The following is a 16,735-nucleotide window of genomic DNA, read 5'->3' on the forward strand; positions in this document are numbered from 1 at the left end:
ATCAATGTTAAAAAGTTTCTGTTTCTTAAATTAAATGCCATTTCTTCATTTCTCCCTTACATTACATACTAATTAAAGATTTTCTCTATAAAGAGGCATGCTCATACATCTTGGGCCTCCTCTTCCTCTTGATAATTCTGAAGAAGGAATAACATGAAGTTTTATTCCATAACTTTCCAAAATTTTATTTGTTACATGATTTCTTGAATATACAACAACTTCACCTGGAGCAATAGCTAAAGTATTTGAACCATCGTTCCATTGTTCTCTTGCAGCATGGATTTTATCTCCACCACCACATCTTATAAGTGTCACTTTTCTTCCTAGATGCTTTTCTAATACAGCTTCTAATTCCATAGTCTGTTTTTCAACTTTTAATCCACTAGCAGATTTTTTATCTCTAGTTATTTCATATACTGTTAATGGTCCTTCTATTTCAGGATGTATAGTGAACTTATCATAATCAACCATAGTGAATACAGTATCCAAATGCATAAATGCTCTAGATGCTGGAATATGGAAAGCTAATACTGTTTCAAAATTTGTATTCATTTGGAATAATCTCTTACAAACTTTTTCTATTGAAGCTGAATCAGTTCTTTGTGAAATACCTATAGCTAAAACTTTTTCACTTAAAATTAATTCATCTCCACCTTCAAGAGATGTTGTTTCATCTCTATTAAACCATAGTGGAACATCTTTACCTTTAAATCTTGGATGGTTTTCAAATATGTATTTTGCAAATATAGTTTCTCTATTTCTTGTTTGAGTTCTCATATGATTCAAAGTGATTCCATTAGCAATTGTTGCAAATGGATCTCTTGTAAAATACAAGTTTGGCATTGGATCACATATGAAAGGATAAAAATCGTTTACTTGGTCATATAGTGAGTTTCTTATATATGAATCCAATTCTTCTTTTCTTATTCCTGCCATCATCTTGTCTACCATTTCTTTATTAGAAAAAGTATTTAAGTACTCTGTTAATGCTGCTTTTAATCCTTCACTTTCAACTCCAGCTTCATCTATGAACTGGCTTATAAATTTAGCTTTAACCGCTTTATCTTCAATAGCTTCTGCAGCAAGTCCTTCAAGATAAAGAACCTCTACTCCACAATCTCTTAAAGTTTTTGCAAAAGCATCATGCTCTTCCTGTGCTACCTTTAAATATGGAATATCATCAAATAACAATCTTTCAAGAAGTTCAGGAGTCAAATTTTCTACTTCTTGTCCTGGTCTGTGTAGTAAAACTGTTTTTAATCTACCTATTTCTGATGTAACATTTAAAGCGTTATTTTTTCTAGTTAAATCTTCTTTAGTTTTAGTTCTTTCTATAGTTTCCAAAACTATCCCTCCTCATTTAATACAAAAATATAAATTTAACAATTAATAATTGATAATTGATATTTAATGCTTAACTTTTAGTAACCACCAAAATGGTTACTACCTTTTATGGATTCATTATAAATAAAAAAAAAAACGTTGTCAATGCCTGATTTTGGAATATTTTCTTTAAAAAAGAATAAATATTCAACTTATTATGTTATTATGCTAAGTCAAAAAAATGATATTGCGTAATTTTAACAATTAAACTAATTAGTAGCACATATATTTTTATAAATATTCAAAAAAAAAAAGTTATTTTTGTCAAAAAAATAACTTTTTAGTCATATAAATTTCACAATCCTATAAAGCTTATACTTTTCACTGAATACTATTCCTTATTATTTTTAATAAATTTTCAGTAATTTTTGACAAAATAAAAACACCTTTTGTATATTGATTATTTAAACCAACATACAAAAGATGTTTTTAATAATTCAATTTTAAATTTATCTTTAAAATGATTATAAAATTCCTCCCTATTAGTGCTTATACTTTAGCAACCAATAAGGAGGTGTGCATTTCACCTATAAAAATATAAGTTGGCTTGCACGTATAATGTGTATACACATTAAGGTATTAATACAACTAGTTAACATACCTTATTTTTTAATCTTAGCTTATCAGCAACCATCGCAATGAATTCTGAATTTGTTGGCTTACCTTTATCATTGTGTATAGTATATCCGAATATCTTGTTTATAGTTTCTACTTGTCCTCTAGCCCATGCAACCTCTATAGCATGCCTTATTGCTCTCTCTACTCTACTTGCTGTAGTATTATACTTTTTAGCTATAGAAGGATATAACTCTTTTGTTACTGCAGATAAAAGTTCCATATTGTTTACTACCATAGTTATAGCCTCTCTTAAATACATATATCCTTTTATATGTGCTGGAACTCCTATTTCATGTATTATGTTTGTTATTTCCTGTTCAAGATTAGTAGGTTCGTTTTTAGTAAATTTAATTCCTGTAGTATCAATAAATGAAATTGTTTTCTTAGGTTCATCTCCATTACTTATGGTATTATTAAACATTTGTCTTATTCTCTTGGTAAAAACATCCATATCAAATGGCTTTACTACATAATAGTCTGCACCTAGTGTTATAGCTCTTTGAGTTATTTTATCCTGTCCTACTGCCGAAAGAACAATTATTCTTGGCATAGGATCTATATTCATACTACTTAGTCTTTCTAAAACTCCAAGACCATCAAGATGCGGCATTATTATATCTAATACTACCAAGTCCGGATGCTTTTCCTCTATAAGTTTTAATGCTTCTAATCCGTCTTTTGCAATACCTGTTACTACAATATCCCTCTGGTTTAAAAGATAATCATTGAGAATATTACAAAACTCTTTATTATCATCCGCAATAATCACACTTATTTTTGATTCTTCCATATTTCTTACTCCCCTTTATTATTTTAATTTCCATTTCTTAACAAATTAATTAATTCGACAAAACTAATTTAATTCCTTCTTAGAAATAAAAAATTCTATATTAAATTTAAAAGATAGCATAATTTATGCTATCTAACTTTATTCTATCATACTTTTTCCTATTATTTCAAATTTATTTGTATTTTTATTTATCAATATTTTTATTTATCTGCATTTTTATTTATTTTGATAAAATATTAGCATCTTTAAGCATCCATTCTATATATATGCCATAGCCAGTATCTGGTTTATTTATGAGCACATGAGTTACTGCACCTATTATTTTTCCTTCCTGTATAATAGGACTTCCACTCATTCCTTGAACAATACCTCCAGTCTTGGCTAAAAGAACAGGATCTGTTATCTTTATTACCATACTCTTAGGTCCTGGTGAATCTTGTGCTAGCAATTTCTCTACTCTTATATCGTAAAATTTTGGTTTTTCTCCTTCTACAGTTGTTAAAATCTTAGCTGGTCCTTCTTTTATTTCATTTCTCAATGCAATTTTCATAGGTTTAATATTTCTATTGACTAGCTCACTACTTCCTTTACCAAAAATACCACATTTAGTATTTTTATATATTTTGCCTATTATATTTTCTTCATTTACAAATATGCCCTTCAATTCACCAGGATTGCCCTTTAACCCTCTTTTTACTGATATAATTGAGGATGGTACTATTTCCCCTGAACTTATATTTAAAATAGTTCCAGTATCAATATCTGTTATAGGATGACCTAATGCTGCAAACATTCCAGTTTTTTCATCATAAAAAGTTAATGTTCCTACCCCAGCTGTACAATCTCTTATCCATAGTCCTATTTTTAAATTATCATCTTCTGGATTTTTAATAGGTTTAACTTTCTTTTCAATTTCTTCTCCTTTTCTCTCTATTATTATTTTTAATTCTTCTCCATTTGAGTCATTTACTTGTTTTTGAACATCTTCTGAATCCTTAACAAGACAATTGTTTATTTTGATAATATTGTCTCCTATTTGTATGCCAGCTAAAGCTGCAGGACTAGTTATCTTTTCCTTTTCTGTTTTTATATCAGATAAAGCTACCACCAAAACTCCTTTTGTATTAAGTTTCACACCTACTGGTTGACCTCCAGGATATAAAACTATGGAGTTACTTACAGACTTTAGTGACACAAATTTTACAGGCAATATCCCTAATAAATTTACACTTACTTTTTTATCTTCCAAATCTATATTTTTTGTTTTATCTGCTTCTCTTAGTTTTATTAGATTGTCAGATTTTAAAATTTCACCTTCTCTTATAAATATAGTAGTAGGTATATTTTGTGCCTTATAGTAAGAAACTATCATTAATAACAGGATAGGAATTAAAATACAGCATAACATTTTTTTAATTTTTTTATCCATGCTTTTGCCTCCTGTCTTTAATTTATCTGATTTTAAGTTTCCCTTTACAAGCGCTTATTATGCTATTATATACTTTCATTTAAAGTCATCTTTTTATTTTTACACTAAAATTTTCAGTAAAAATTTATAATTCACATCTATGGGATTGAATTATTAAATAAATAAAAAAAACTGCAAAAATTTGCAGTTTTTATATAATTAATTTTTTTCTAGAATTAGCCATTTTTATAAGTTCTTTAGCATGTTCTAAAGTCAACTTCGTAACTTCAGAGCCTCCTATCATTCTAGCTATTTCATATTCTTTTTCCTGATAATTCATCTTTCTAATTGTAGTATAGGTTTTTTCATCTTTGACTTTTTTAGATACCCAATAATGTATATCTGACATACAAGCAATTTGTGGAAGATGGGTTACACAAAAAACTTGATGATTTTTAGATATAACATACATCTTTTCTGCCACACATTGAGCAATTCTTCCGCTTATTCCAGTATCTATTTCATCAAATACTACAGAAGGTATATGATCTTTGTCAACAAATACAGTCTTTAATGCCAACATTATTCTGGAAAGTTCTCCACCTGATACTACTTTCTCTAGAGGTTTTAAAGGTTCTCCTGGATTTGTTGATATATAAAATTGAATTTTATCCATACCATTTAAGTAGAACTTTGTTTGAAACTCTATATTTACTTTAAATGTACTCTTTTCAAGCCCCACAAAATCTAATTCGTTTTTTATCCTTAACTGTAATTCATCAGCTATTTTGCATCTTTCTTTGTGAAGCTTTTCTCCATATATCTTTAACTCTTCCATTAAATTATTTCTTTCATTCTTTAAATTTTCTATTATCTCGCTGCTATTTATCATTTCATCATATTGAAATTTTATTTTATCCCTATACTTTAAGATATCATCTATACTATTACCGTATTTTTTCTTGACTCCATTTATTTGATATATCCTACTATTTATATATTCTAGTTCTCCTTCATCATAAAAAATATCATCTTTTATACTTCTTATCTGTTCTATTCCATCTTCAATATAATAATAGGCATCTTTCAAAACATCTACTATTCCTTTTATTTGGGATAGATTTTCCTGTACTAAAGAAAGATCTTTTATAGCAACTCCTAAATTATCATGAATAGACATCGATTCTTCACTGCCAGTATAAAGACAAGCATATGAATTATTTAATGTATTGTTTATTTTTTCTGCATTTGAAAGTACTTTATATTTTTCTTCAAGCTCTACATCTTCATTTTGTTTTAATTTTAAGGAATTTATTTCATCTATTTGATATTTCAAAAAGTCTATTAGCTTATCTCTTTCTCCATCTTTACCTGCAAGTTCATTAATTTTGCTCTCAATTTCACAAAGTTTATCATACTTTTCCCTATAATTTAATAAAAATTCTCTTAAGTTTTCTTCTCCATAAGAATCTACATAATCAATATGATTTTCTGCCGATAATAAATTTTGGTTTTCATGTTGTCCATGAATATCCAGCAAAGTACTACTTATTGACTTTAAAGTATTTATCAATACTGATTTTCCATTAATCTTTGTAATACTTTTTCCTGATTGAAAAGTCTCTCTGCTTATTATAACCAATTCATCACTATCAACACCTATATCATTTCGTTTCAACATTTCTAATGTTTTACAATTTGTTAACGTGAAAATTGCTTCTACAAAGGTTTTATTTTCACCAGTTCTTATTAAATCTTTATTAAACTTGCTGCCAAGAACATAATTTATAGCATCTATAATTATAGATTTTCCTGCTCCAGTTTCACCTGAAAGCACGTTGAATCCATCATCAAAAGATATGCTTAAATTTTCTATTAATGCAAAATTTTTTATATTTAACTGAAGAAGCATAATTTCTAAATGCCTCCCTACTTTAAGAAATCATTTTTTTCATTTTTTGTGCTATAATTTCTGCCTTTTCACTATCTCTAGCTAGCAAAAATATTGTATTATCTCCTGCAATAGTACCAGCTACACCATCAAAATTTAATGTATCAATAGCTTCAGCAGCCGCCGCAGCAGATCCTGTCATAGTTTTTATAATTACAAATTTATCTATATTTTCAACATTAACCACAGTTTGGGAAAATATATTTATAAGTTTATTTGATAGAAAACTTTCTGTATGTACTATAGTTGCATATTTATAATTACCGTCATCAGCTAAAACTTTGATCAATTTTAATTCTTTTATATCTCTTGAAACAGTAGCCTGTGTAACATCCATACCACTCTTTCTTAATTCTTCTGCTAGTTCCTCCTGTGTTTCAATGTTTTTTGAATTTATAATTTCTAGTATTTTAGCATGTCTGGTTATCTTCATAATTTCACCTTCACATTCCTTTGCCTATATGTAATTTTTGCACATTATATCCTATTGAGAAATTATTTTTTTCATATCTTGAATTATTGTTTTCGCTTTATCAGTATCCCTAGCCAATATTAAAATGGTATTATTTCCTGCAATAGTACCAGCTATGCCATTAAAGTTTAATGAATCAATAGCTTCAGCTGCTGCATTGGCAGAACCACTTATGGTTTTTATTATAATAAAATTGTCTACATTTTCAGCACTAATTGCAGTTTGGGAAAAAATGTTCATTAGTTTATCTGATAGAAAACTCTCTGTATGTACCCTAGTAGCATATTTATAATTCCCATTATCACCCAAAATCTTAATTAATTTTAATTCTCTAATATCCCTTGAAACAGTAGCTTGTGTAACATCCATTCCACTTATCTTTAGTTCTTCTGCTAAACTTTCTTGTGTTTCAACATCCTTTGAACTTATGATTTCAAGTATTTTGGCATGTCTTGTCACTTTCATATTCTTCACCTTCGTATCCCTTTGATCTAAATGTAACTTTTTTTCTTAGTGTATCAAAATAATCATTACTATTTAGTTTAACTAATTTACATTTATTTTTTGCACTACAAACATTTACAGATTGAGCCTTATCCACTTCTATCCACTCTTGACCATCTATAGACAAAAATATGTTTTCATTATTTTTAGGGAAATTTATAGATATATTGCTTTTCCCATCTAAAACTATAGTTCTTGCCCCAACAGTTTGCGAATACATAGGAGTTAAAACAAAATTATCTAAAGTTGGATAAATTATAGGTCCTCCTGCTGATAGAGAATATGCTGTAGAACCTGTAGGGGTACTTATTATTATTCCATCAGCTGCAAAAGTGTTATAATATTTATTATCAATATAAATTTTATATTTTACTATTCTTGCCAAAACTCCTTTTGATAAAACTACGTCATTTAACCCTACATGCTGATTTATTACACCATCTTTTTCATAACTACACTGAAGCATTGTTCTTTCTTCAACAACATAATCTCCCTTTAAAATACTCTTAATAGCATAACTTATGTTTGAACTTTCTACTTGAGCTAAAAAACCTAAATGCCCTATATTGATTCCAAAAATAGGCACATCATATTTAGCTATGTGTCTTGCAGTATTTAATATTGTTCCATCTCCGCCTAAAACTATAATCATATCTAGTTCATAACTTTTTTTCTCATTTAACCCTATGCAATCTTCATATACACTAATATTAATATTCTTACATTCATTATAAATAGTTTTTAATATAAAATCTAACATTTTTCTTCTTTGGTCTTTTGTCGTATTTACATTAATACCTATATTCTTCATAGTGCCTCCCCATTAAGATTAGCATGTGCTGAATTTACTACATTCATAATATCATCTTCACAATAAGTTCCAATATAATCTTTTTCCTTAGTAAAATAAATTAAATATTCTATATTTCCTTCAGGTCCCTTTATAGGTGAATAATCTAATGCAATTATTTTTACGTTTTGCTTTTGAACAAATTCTGCAACTTCCTTAACAACCTCTTCATGAGTTGATTTTTCTCTTACTACTCCCTTTTTTCCAACTTTCTCTCTACCTGCTTCAAATTGTGGCTTTATTAGGGCCATTATTCTTCCACTCTCATTAAGTAAATTTAAAACTGCTGGAACTACTTTTTTTAAGGATATAAATGATACATCTATACTAGCAAAATCTGACAATTCACCTACATCTTCTGGTTTTAAATATCTCACGTTAGTTCTTTCCATACATACCACTCTTGGATCTGTTCTTAACTTCCATGCAAACTGTCCATAGCCTACATCTACAGAAAAAACTTTTTTAGCCCCACTTTGAAGCATACAATCTGTAAATCCTCCAGTAGAAGCACCTATATCCAAACACATTTTATCTTTTAAATCTATATTAAAATTCTTTACAGCTTTTTGAAGTTTTAATCCTCCTCTACTTACAAAAGGGAGTTTTTCTCCTTTAAATTCTATATTTGAAGATTCTTTTACCCTTTCTCCACACTTATCAACTCTTTGATTATCTATAAATATTTCTCCAGCCATTATACTGGCTCTAGCTCTTTCTCTAGAAGAGAATAATCCCTTTTTCACCAATAATACATCAAGTCTTTCTTTCGCTTCTGACATAGTAAACTCCTTTATTCTTATACTATTTTCAATACATTTTTTACAATTCCCTCAACATCTAATCCATATAACTTATACAATAAATCTGGTTTTCCATGAGTTATAAATTCATCTTTAAATCCAAGATTAATAACTTTTACCTTTTTATCAAGAGTATTTATATATTCAAGTACATATGATCCAAGTCCCCCTCTTATAACATTATCTTCTATAGTTACAATATTCATGCCTTCTTCTACTAACATCTTAATTAATTCTTTATCTATAGGTTTTATAAAACAGGCATTTACAACACTTACGCTAATGCCTAATTCTTTTAACTTCTGTTTTGCTAAAATAGAATGTTGAACCATTTTTCCTTGAGCAATTAATACTATGTTTCCTTCTTTACTGATTACTTCCCATTTCCCTAATGTAAAATCATTGATAGGTTCCATTAGAACTTTCTCATTATCTCCGCCTCTTGGATACCTTATTGCTATAGGATAATTTTGTTCCACAGACCATCTAAGCATATTTTTAAGTTCCAAAATACATTTAGGTGACATTACTGTTATATTAGGTATATGTGTCAAAAATGACAAATCAAATACTCCTTGGTGTGTTTCACCATCCTGACCTACAATTCCAGCTCTATCAACAGCAAATATAACAGGTAATCTTTGTATGCACACATCATGTAATATTTGATCATATGCTCTTTGAAGAAATGTTGAGTAAACAGCAAAAACAGGTTTTAATCCAGTCTTGGCCATACCTGCTGCCATAGTTACTGCATGTTGTTCTGCAATACCTACATCAAAAAATCTACTTGGAAAAACTTTCGAAAATTCACCTAGACCTGTTCCGTCTCTCATAGCTGCAGTTATTGCCACTACATTATTGTAATGCTTTCCAAGGCGAACCATTTCCTCTCCAAAAGCCTTTGAATAAGTAACACATGAATCAGCACATGCTTCTCCACTATCACAATGAAAAGGTCCTATACTATGAAATTTTCCAGCGTTCTTTTCTGCAAATTCATAACCTTTTCCTTTTTTTGTTATTACATGTATAATTACAGGTTCTTTAATATTTTTGGCTTTTGACAATACTTCTGTAAGCTCTTTCAAATTATGTCCATCAACAGGACCTAAATATTTAATTCCCATATCTTCAAAAAACATACCAGGAACTATCATCTGCTTTATTCCATTTTTTATTCTTTCTAAGTATTTAGCCATGCCTTTACCTATATTAGGTATCCTTTTCAATGCACTTTCTACTTCTAATTTAAATTTATTATACTTAGGATCAATTCTTATTTTATTAAGATATTTTGATACTCCGCCTACATTTTTTCCTATAGACATTTGATTATCATTTAATATTATTATTAACTTAGTCTTTCTATATCCTGCGTCATTTAATGCTTCTAATGCCATACCTCCAGTAAGAGCTCCGTCACCTATTACAGCTACTACTTCATGTGTTTGTCTCTTTAAATCTCTAGCTCTAGCCATTCCAAGTGCTGCTGATATTGATGTACTGCTATGTCCTGTTTCAAAAAAATCATAAATACTTTCTGAGCTTTTAGGAAATCCACTTATACCTCCAAATTGTCTCAGAGTATTAAATTTTTCTTTTCTACCTGTAAGTAATTTATGTACATAAGCTTGATGTCCTACATCCCATATAAGTTTATCCTTATCCAAGTCCAATATGTTGAATAAACTCAATGTTAATTCTACAACACCTAAATTAGACGCAAGATGACCTCCTGTTTTTGAAACATTCTCTATTAAGAATTCTCTTATTTCACCAGCTAATTGTTGTTGTTGTTTCAATGACATATGTTTTATTTCATGTATTCCTTTATAATTTTCTAGTATATTTGACATTTTTATCTATCCTTTTTTAAAAAATATATTATTTTGCAAACTTTAAATAGTATTTCATTACTTCTGTTAATGGCTAAATTCTTTCCTATAGACTTTCCTCCTATAGTAAAAGCTCCTATAGCCACTCCTATAAGTGTATTTATAATATATGTATTTACGCCTGGAAAAAGTAAATGAGCCTTACTTCCTATGTATACACCTATAGAACCACTTACTATTCCGCATACATCACCTACTACATCATTACATATACTAGATGTCTTATCTGCATTTTTTATAAGCTTTATAGCAATTTTAGCGCCCCTTACTTTCTTAGATGCCATAGCATGAAATGGTATTTCATTAGCTGCAGTAACAGCTACGCCTATAATATCAGATATTATTCCTGTAAATATAATAAAAATTAATATAATAAAAGCTACTAAGATATTTACTTTTTTTAGTAGCACATCGGACAAAAGAGAAATACTTCCGCAAATTATCATGGAGCCAAAAATAACTTTCAAAATCCATTTAGTATTACTCTTTTTATTATTAGATTTACTTCCCAAATATTCATTCCTCCAAAAGTTATGTATAACCAAGTTTTAAAATTTAAAACTTCCATTCACTTTAAAATATGCATTGGTGGTAGCATACTAGGTAAACTTTGCGGCTTAGGTCTAGTAGGATTTCCCATAGAGTAATCTAAATGTCGCCATTTGGACGGTTTCCCTTTAATACTCTATCTACATTGTCGCCATAAATAGAACTAGATCGCCACTTAGTCCGCACTGTAATCCCTAATATACTTTTGCTCAAAACAGTCTAGGAGATTTCCTCAACAGTTAGGTGCTTTTCTAGCCTCTTTTGCAGAATAGGTTTCTTTAAGCAATAGCCTGAATTTTTTGGCCAAAACTTCAGATTTAAACTTACATCCACCTAAATCCACTCAAGGCAGGCTACACTGCACATAGCTTTTACACCACATTACAGGTTTAATCCATTGACGTACACTAGGCATCTCGCCACATGTACAAGCAATGGTCTCCACGGTGGTAGGGTCAGTTGCGCATGCCATTGCGGCCGCCCCATCCTCCTTACTCCCAGCACCAACCCATGACTGGGCGTCATAAGCCAGCACAAGGAACTTCATCGATATGCCCTTTGACGGATTTTTAGCCCCGTCCTCAAAAATCACTTACCTGACTAGAATACTGCACCACCTTTTATATTTTACAGTAAAACATTATATCATAGCTTTTTTATATATTCAAAGTATGTTTAAATCCAAATTCACCATAATGCTACAAATACAATATTATTTTTCCCTATTTAATAAAAATAGTGTTAAATCTTTCAATTTAGATGTATCTCCAGAAATGTTATCCAGCACTTCTATACATTCTGCTGTAATTGAATTACACATTTCAATACATTTATTCAATCCATATGTTGTAATAAATGTGGTCTTATTATTATCCAAATCACTTTTAGCTTTTTTGCCTAAAACTTCTGTATTTCCAACTATGTCTAAAATATCATCCTTTATTTGAAAAGCAAGTCCAAGCTTTTGTCCATAGTAATCTAAATTTTCTATATCTCTTCTTGGAGCCTCACCTAGTACTGCTCCTGCTATTATAGATGCTTTTATAACAGCTCCTGTTTTCTTACTATGCATGTAATATAATTGATCAATTGGTATCTTAGTATTTTCACTTAATATATCAACAGTTTGACCTCCAACCATACCTTCAGCTCCTGCACTTTCAGCAATAATACTGCATGCTTTTATAAAATTGTACTGTTGATTTATACAACTTTTTAGCATTATACTCATGCCTTCATTTAAAAGTCCATCTCCTGCAAGAACAGCCACTGCCTCTCCAAATACTTTATGATTTGTAGGTTTCCCTCTTCTTAAATCGTCATTGTCCATACATGGCAAATCATCATGGATTAATGAGTAAGTATGAATCATTTCTACAGCTGAAGCTATGGGCAAAACTTTTTCAAAATCATCTTTATAAAGCATATAGGTAAGTAGTAAGAGTAACGGTCTTATCCTCTTTCCTCCAGCACCTAAACTATACTCCATAGCTTCATAAATTTTCTTATTATAACTTCCTTTGTCCTTAAAATAACTCCCCAAACAATTTTCAATGCTATTTCTCAAATGTTCTATTGATATCTCTTTCTCCATATCACATTCCCCATTCTTAATTGTTAATAAAATCTAACTTTCTACTTTAAAATCCTTTTCCCCTGCTTCTGTGAAAAGCTTTATTTTTCCTTCTGCTTCACTTAAAATTTTATATAATTTGTTTGTAAGCTTTACACCTTCTTCATATTTTTTCATGCTTTCTTCTAAAGATAAACTTCCTGTATCCATTTCGTTAACTATTTCCTCTAGCTTTTTTACCATAGCTTCATAAGATTCATTTTTTCTGGGCACAAGATCACCTTCACTCTCAAATTTCTATAATTAATTTTTAATATTTAAGTAAAACTCTTCACTTCCATCTTTTAAAGTAATTTTAACCTTATTTAATTTTCTTAAATTTTGTATGGTGTTTACAACACCTATTTTATCACTTTCAATAAGAGCATACCCCTTATTTAGTATATTCATTGGATTATGTGCTGTAAGTAAAGAATTAGCCTTAATAAGTTTTTCTTTTTCCTTTTCTAACCTTGTTTTTATCTTTATATTCATTAATTCCTTTAATCTATCAATGTTGTTATATTCATTTACTATATATGAATAAGGACTATTAACATCTAAGTTTCTTTTAATTAATTCTAAAGAATTCTTTTTTTCCTTTAATATAAAATCTATTAAATTATTTAAATTGTTTTTATAAGAATTTATTTTACTTTGCAAATCTTCCAGGTTAAATACTGCTAATTCAGCCGCAGCTGAAGGTGTTGGCGCTCTTCTATCACTAACAAAATCTACTATAGTATAATCAGTTTCATGTCCTACCCCTGTTATTATAACTTTTTTTGAATTATATATTGAATATGCCAGCTTTTCATCGTTAAAACACCATAATTCTTCTATAGAACCTCCACCTCTTGCTAATATAATAATATCTATATCATTAACTTTGTTTAAGTACTCTATAGCCTTTATTATACTTTCACTAGCATTCATTCCTTGAACTAAAGCAGGATATATTAAAAGTTCTATAGTACTATTCCTTCTTTTTGACACATTAATTATATCTCTTATTGCCGCACCAGTAGGTGAAGTTATTACTCCAATTTTTCTAGCATAAGAAGGTATTTTCTTCTTATGTGTTACTTCAAACAATCCCTGACTTTGAAGTTTACTCTTCAACTTCTCAAAAGCCATATAAAGCTCTCCAACACCATCTGGCTCTATATCATTACAGTATATTTGATATGCTCCATCCTTCTCATAAACAGAAACTCTTCCTTTAACTACAACCTTCATTCCATTTTCAGGCATAAACTTCAAATTCTTTGCTGAACTTCTAAACATAACACAATTTATTTTGCTGTATTCATCCTTTATAGAAAAATATATATGTCCACTACTATGAAGTTTAAAATTAGATATTTCTCCTTTTACATTGGAGTTTCCCAATATAAAATCATTATCCACTAACTTTTTTATGTAACCATTTAACTCAGATACAGTTAAAGTTTTAATATACATTATTATTCACCTTTACAAATTAGACATTGAAAACTCAATTCAATGTCTAAATCTTAATTATTTTTCCTTAATCATGCTGCCTAAGACTCCATTTATAAATGCTGCAGACTTATCTCCTGAATATCTTTTAGCTAATTCAATAGCTTCATTTATGGATACACTTTTAGGAATATTTTCTTCATATAAAAACTCATAAGTACACACCCTTAATATAGCTATATCTAGCTTAGATAATCTGTTAAGCTTCCAATTTATAAGATGATTTTCAATTTTTTTATCTATAGCTTCCTTATTTTCTTGTACTCCTTTAAGAACTCTTATTACATATTCCATATCTATATCTTTTAGGTCAATATTTTCAGGGTCTATCTCATTTTTACCTTCAATACCTGTAATTTGCAACTCACTTTTGTCTAACTCTATATTTTCTTTCAAGTTTACTATAACATCCTTGAAATCTTCCTTATTTATAGTCATTTGAAACAATAACTTCATAACTAGTTCTCTTGATTTTCTTCTGTTCATTTCTTCCTCCTAATTTTGCCAGATAATATTCTATTATTAATTATTCTCAGTTTAGATATAATTATACTTAAAGTATTTATGTAGTTCAAGTGTACTAGCATAAATATTTACTAAAACATGGAAACACCCTCTGAATTCAGAGGGTGCAAATACTATTCTTCAATATCTTCTACAGAATCTTCTACCTTTGGTATCATAACATTTTGAACATGTATATTTACTGCTGAAACGCTAAGTCCAGTCATGGATTCAACAGCTTTTTTTACATTATCCTGTACTTCTAATGCAACATCAGGTATTCTTATACCATATTCTACTACTACATATAAATCAATAGCTGCACTACTTTCTCCAACGCTTACTTTAACACCCTTTGACAGGTTTTTCTTTCCACTTAATATCTGAGTTATTCCACCTACAAGGCTAGCACTCATTCCTACTATTCCTTTTACTTCCGTAGTTGCTAATCCTGCAATTACACCAACTACTTCATCGGATATTTTAACAATACCTAAGTCGATTTCATTTTTAACATTATCTTCCATTGGCAATACCCCCTAGTTCTTGACGTAAATCAAAAATCTTATTTATATTATACCAAATAGATTTATCTTTTACAAACACAGAATTTTTATGCTAAAAAAAAGAGAATTAAGAAATTTTCATTCTATATTCTCCATAATAAATTTTTATTTTATTTAGTTTCAATTTCCACTTCCTGTATTTTTGCTATTCCCATAACTACATTTTTCATATCTCTTGTATCCTTATCCGTTAGTTTGTCCTTTGCTTTTACTACTAATCTAGCTTTACTTCCTTCTATAGAACATAATACATCTTCATATCCTTTACTCTTAAGAGTAGTTTCTATTTTAGATTCATAGTTAGTATTCATAGCTAAATCTGTATATTTTTTAGAAGCATCATTCTTTTTGTCACTGGTAACATTTTTATCATCGATAAAAGTCTTTAATGTCTGTAATGTTTGAGCATTTTTGTTATCTCTTGTTATTTTAGCTTCTTCAAAGAATTCAGACTTGTTATCTTTACTACTACTATTATTTAGTGATACTGTACTTTTTCCAGCACTATTATCTCCCCCATTTACATATAAAGGATTATTAAGCTTTGTAGCAAGCACTCCAGCACAAACAATAAGCGCTAGAAGAGCAACAATAATTACAGCTTGTTTTTTATTCATTATTAATTCCCCCCATCTACCTTTCTAAAAAATTATATGCTTTAAAATTTTTATATATACTATTTTTTCATAGGATAAACATTAACTTTATCTTCAGATATATTAAATAAGTTGACCACAGCTTTTGTTATTCTGAGTTCAGTAAGCTTGTTTTCAGATCCTTCTGCCACAACACAAACTCCTGAAACCTTTGGTTTATATGTTTTAACTATAAGAGGTTTGGATTTACTTCCATCATTAGTTATAACCACTGTACTACCATTATTTTTTTGAGTTGAATTTCTTACTCCACCTTCATTGTCCTTTTCTTCTGTAGTGTTTGTAGAATCACTTACATTAACTGCTGGAACTTGTTCCTCTCCACTTTCAAAACTAACCATAACATCTACTTTACCTACACCTTCAATTTTTTCTAAAGTACCTTTAAGTTTATCTTGAACTTCATTTTCATATTGCTCTTGATCTGTATTTTGTTCTTCTGTTTTTTGTTGTTCTTTAGTTGTCTTTGTATTATTTTTATCTTGTGCACTTATCTGTGTATTTGAAGTCTTAAAAAAACTAATACTTATAAGAATTAATATTCCTACTAAAAAAGCTATAAATAAATTGGCTCTGTTATTTTTATCATTAAGATAACCATTTTTTTCTTCATCCCCTTGTTTTTGAAACAACTTTTTTAAATCCTTTAAATTCATAGTTTACCTCCT

18 protein-coding genes are annotated in these 16,735 nt (G+C 29.3%); all 18 read right to left on the reverse strand.

The window, feature by feature from the left end:
- Window positions 1-72 precede the first annotated feature (72 nt).
- Window positions 73-1,335 carry an arginine deiminase gene (gene arcA, locus EG57_RS0207210; RefSeq protein ID WP_032076790.1) on the reverse strand — a complete coding sequence of 421 codons (1,263 nt, stop codon included), beginning with the start codon at window positions 1,333-1,335 and terminating at the stop codon, window positions 73-75.
- A 640-nt stretch (window positions 1,336-1,975) separates the two neighbouring features.
- The gene (gene spo0A, locus EG57_RS0207215) at window positions 1,976-2,791 is read right to left on the reverse strand and encodes a sporulation transcription factor Spo0A (protein ID WP_032076579.1); all 816 of its coding nucleotides are present in this window, start codon (window positions 2,789-2,791) and stop codon (window positions 1,976-1,978) included.
- Between the two features lie 220 nt (window positions 2,792-3,011).
- Window positions 3,012-4,220 carry a SpoIVB peptidase gene (gene spoIVB / locus EG57_RS0207220; protein WP_032076580.1) on the reverse strand — a complete coding sequence of 403 codons (1,209 nt, stop codon included), beginning with the start codon at window positions 4,218-4,220 and terminating at the stop codon, window positions 3,012-3,014.
- Between the two features lie 190 nt (window positions 4,221-4,410).
- Window positions 4,411-6,111, reverse strand: a complete 1,701-nt coding sequence (recN, locus tag EG57_RS0207225) for a DNA repair protein RecN (protein WP_032076581.1) — start codon at window positions 6,109-6,111, stop codon at window positions 4,411-4,413.
- Window positions 6,112-6,133: 22 nt separating this feature from the next.
- Entirely contained in the window at window positions 6,134-6,583 is a 450-nt protein-coding gene (locus EG57_RS0207230; RefSeq protein WP_032076582.1) for an arginine repressor, read from the reverse strand.
- Window positions 6,584-6,634: 51 nt separating this feature from the next.
- On the reverse strand, window positions 6,635-7,087 hold the full coding sequence (locus tag EG57_RS0207235; protein WP_032076583.1) for an arginine repressor: 453 nt from the start codon (window positions 7,085-7,087) through the stop codon (window positions 6,635-6,637).
- Window positions 7,056-7,937 (reverse strand): NAD(+)/NADH kinase, encoded by an 882-nt coding sequence (locus EG57_RS0207240; protein WP_032076584.1) that lies wholly within the window; start codon window positions 7,935-7,937, stop codon window positions 7,056-7,058. The genes EG57_RS0207235 and EG57_RS0207240 overlap by 32 nt, the downstream gene beginning before the upstream one ends.
- A complete protein-coding gene (locus EG57_RS0207245; RefSeq protein ID WP_032076585.1) occupies window positions 7,934-8,758 on the reverse strand; it encodes a TlyA family RNA methyltransferase in 825 nt (274 codons plus the stop codon). The genes EG57_RS0207240 and EG57_RS0207245 overlap by 4 nt, the downstream gene beginning before the upstream one ends.
- Window positions 8,759-8,775: 17 nt before the next feature.
- Window positions 8,776-10,638 (reverse strand): 1-deoxy-D-xylulose-5-phosphate synthase, encoded by a 1,863-nt coding sequence (gene dxs, locus EG57_RS0207250; RefSeq protein ID WP_032076586.1) that lies wholly within the window; start codon window positions 10,636-10,638, stop codon window positions 8,776-8,778.
- Between the two features lie 2 nt (window positions 10,639-10,640).
- Complete coding sequence (locus tag EG57_RS0207255) at window positions 10,641-11,189, reverse strand: membrane protein (protein ID WP_032076587.1); 549 nt, start codon at window positions 11,187-11,189, stop codon at window positions 10,641-10,643.
- A 380-nt stretch (window positions 11,190-11,569) separates the two neighbouring features.
- The gene (locus EG57_RS27240; RefSeq protein ID WP_278246449.1) at window positions 11,570-11,698 is read right to left on the reverse strand and encodes a hypothetical protein; all 129 of its coding nucleotides are present in this window, start codon (window positions 11,696-11,698) and stop codon (window positions 11,570-11,572) included.
- A gap of 240 nt (window positions 11,699-11,938) precedes the next feature.
- The gene (locus EG57_RS0207265; protein ID WP_032076588.1) at window positions 11,939-12,820 is read right to left on the reverse strand and encodes a polyprenyl synthetase family protein; all 882 of its coding nucleotides are present in this window, start codon (window positions 12,818-12,820) and stop codon (window positions 11,939-11,941) included.
- A gap of 33 nt (window positions 12,821-12,853) precedes the next feature.
- The gene (locus tag EG57_RS0207270) at window positions 12,854-13,072 is read right to left on the reverse strand and encodes an exodeoxyribonuclease VII small subunit (RefSeq protein WP_032076589.1); all 219 of its coding nucleotides are present in this window, start codon (window positions 13,070-13,072) and stop codon (window positions 12,854-12,856) included.
- 30 nt (window positions 13,073-13,102) lie between these two features.
- A complete protein-coding gene (gene xseA, locus EG57_RS0207275; RefSeq protein WP_032076590.1) occupies window positions 13,103-14,302 on the reverse strand; it encodes an exodeoxyribonuclease VII large subunit in 1,200 nt (399 codons plus the stop codon).
- 57 nt (window positions 14,303-14,359) lie between these two features.
- Window positions 14,360-14,827: a transcription antitermination factor NusB gene (gene nusB, locus EG57_RS0207280; protein ID WP_032076591.1), complete on the reverse strand. Its 468-nt coding sequence runs from the start codon at window positions 14,825-14,827 to the stop codon at window positions 14,360-14,362.
- 152 nt (window positions 14,828-14,979) lie between these two features.
- Window positions 14,980-15,372, reverse strand: coding sequence for an Asp23/Gls24 family envelope stress response protein (locus tag EG57_RS0207285; protein ID WP_029160985.1), 393 nt, complete (start codon window positions 15,370-15,372; stop codon window positions 14,980-14,982).
- A gap of 149 nt (window positions 15,373-15,521) precedes the next feature.
- Entirely contained in the window at window positions 15,522-16,028 is a 507-nt protein-coding gene (locus EG57_RS0207290; RefSeq protein WP_032076592.1) for a SpoIIIAH-like family protein, read from the reverse strand.
- Between the two features lie 59 nt (window positions 16,029-16,087).
- Window positions 16,088-16,723: a stage III sporulation protein AG gene (gene spoIIIAG / locus EG57_RS0207295; RefSeq protein ID WP_032076593.1), complete on the reverse strand. Its 636-nt coding sequence runs from the start codon at window positions 16,721-16,723 to the stop codon at window positions 16,088-16,090.
- Window positions 16,724-16,735 lie beyond the last annotated feature (12 nt).

It is taken from the genome of Clostridium drakei (assembly GCF_000633595.2).
GTDB lineage: Bacteria > Bacillota > Clostridia > Clostridiales > Clostridiaceae > Clostridium_AM > Clostridium_AM drakei.

Bases quoted from the DNA above. Each gene is read 5' to 3' on its own strand.
- spo0A (WP_032076579.1), bottom strand. From the start codon at position 2,791: ATGGAAGAATCAAAAATAAGTGTGATTATTGCGGATGATAATAAAGAG.
- spoIVB (WP_032076580.1), bottom strand. From the start codon at position 4,220: ATGGATAAAAAAATTAAAAAAATGTTATGCTGTATTTTAATTCCTATC.
- recN (WP_032076581.1), bottom strand. From the start codon at position 6,111: ATGCTTCTTCAGTTAAATATAAAAAATTTTGCATTAATAGAAAATTTA.
- EG57_RS0207230 (WP_032076582.1), bottom strand. From the start codon at position 6,583: ATGAAGATAACCAGACATGCTAAAATACTAGAAATTATAAATTCAAAA.
- EG57_RS0207235 (WP_032076583.1), bottom strand. From the start codon at position 7,087: ATGAAAGTGACAAGACATGCCAAAATACTTGAAATCATAAGTTCAAAG.
- EG57_RS0207240 (WP_032076584.1), bottom strand. From the start codon at position 7,937: ATGAAGAATATAGGTATTAATGTAAATACGACAAAAGACCAAAGAAGA.
- EG57_RS0207245 (WP_032076585.1), bottom strand. From the start codon at position 8,758: ATGTCAGAAGCGAAAGAAAGACTTGATGTATTATTGGTGAAAAAGGGA.
- dxs (WP_032076586.1), bottom strand. From the start codon at position 10,638: ATGTCAAATATACTAGAAAATTATAAAGGAATACATGAAATAAAACAT.
- EG57_RS27240 (WP_278246449.1), bottom strand. From the start codon at position 11,698: ATGGCATGCGCAACTGACCCTACCACCGTGGAGACCATTGCTTGTACA.
- EG57_RS0207265 (WP_032076588.1), bottom strand. From the start codon at position 12,820: ATGGAGAAAGAGATATCAATAGAACATTTGAGAAATAGCATTGAAAAT.
- xseA (WP_032076590.1), bottom strand. From the start codon at position 14,302: ATGTATATTAAAACTTTAACTGTATCTGAGTTAAATGGTTACATAAAA.
- nusB (WP_032076591.1), bottom strand. From the start codon at position 14,827: ATGAACAGAAGAAAATCAAGAGAACTAGTTATGAAGTTATTGTTTCAA.
- EG57_RS0207285 (WP_029160985.1), bottom strand. From the start codon at position 15,372: ATGGAAGATAATGTTAAAAATGAAATCGACTTAGGTATTGTTAAAATA.
- EG57_RS0207290 (WP_032076592.1), bottom strand. From the start codon at position 16,028: ATGAATAAAAAACAAGCTGTAATTATTGTTGCTCTTCTAGCGCTTATT.
- spoIIIAG (WP_032076593.1), bottom strand. From the start codon at position 16,723: ATGAATTTAAAGGATTTAAAAAAGTTGTTTCAAAAACAAGGGGATGAA.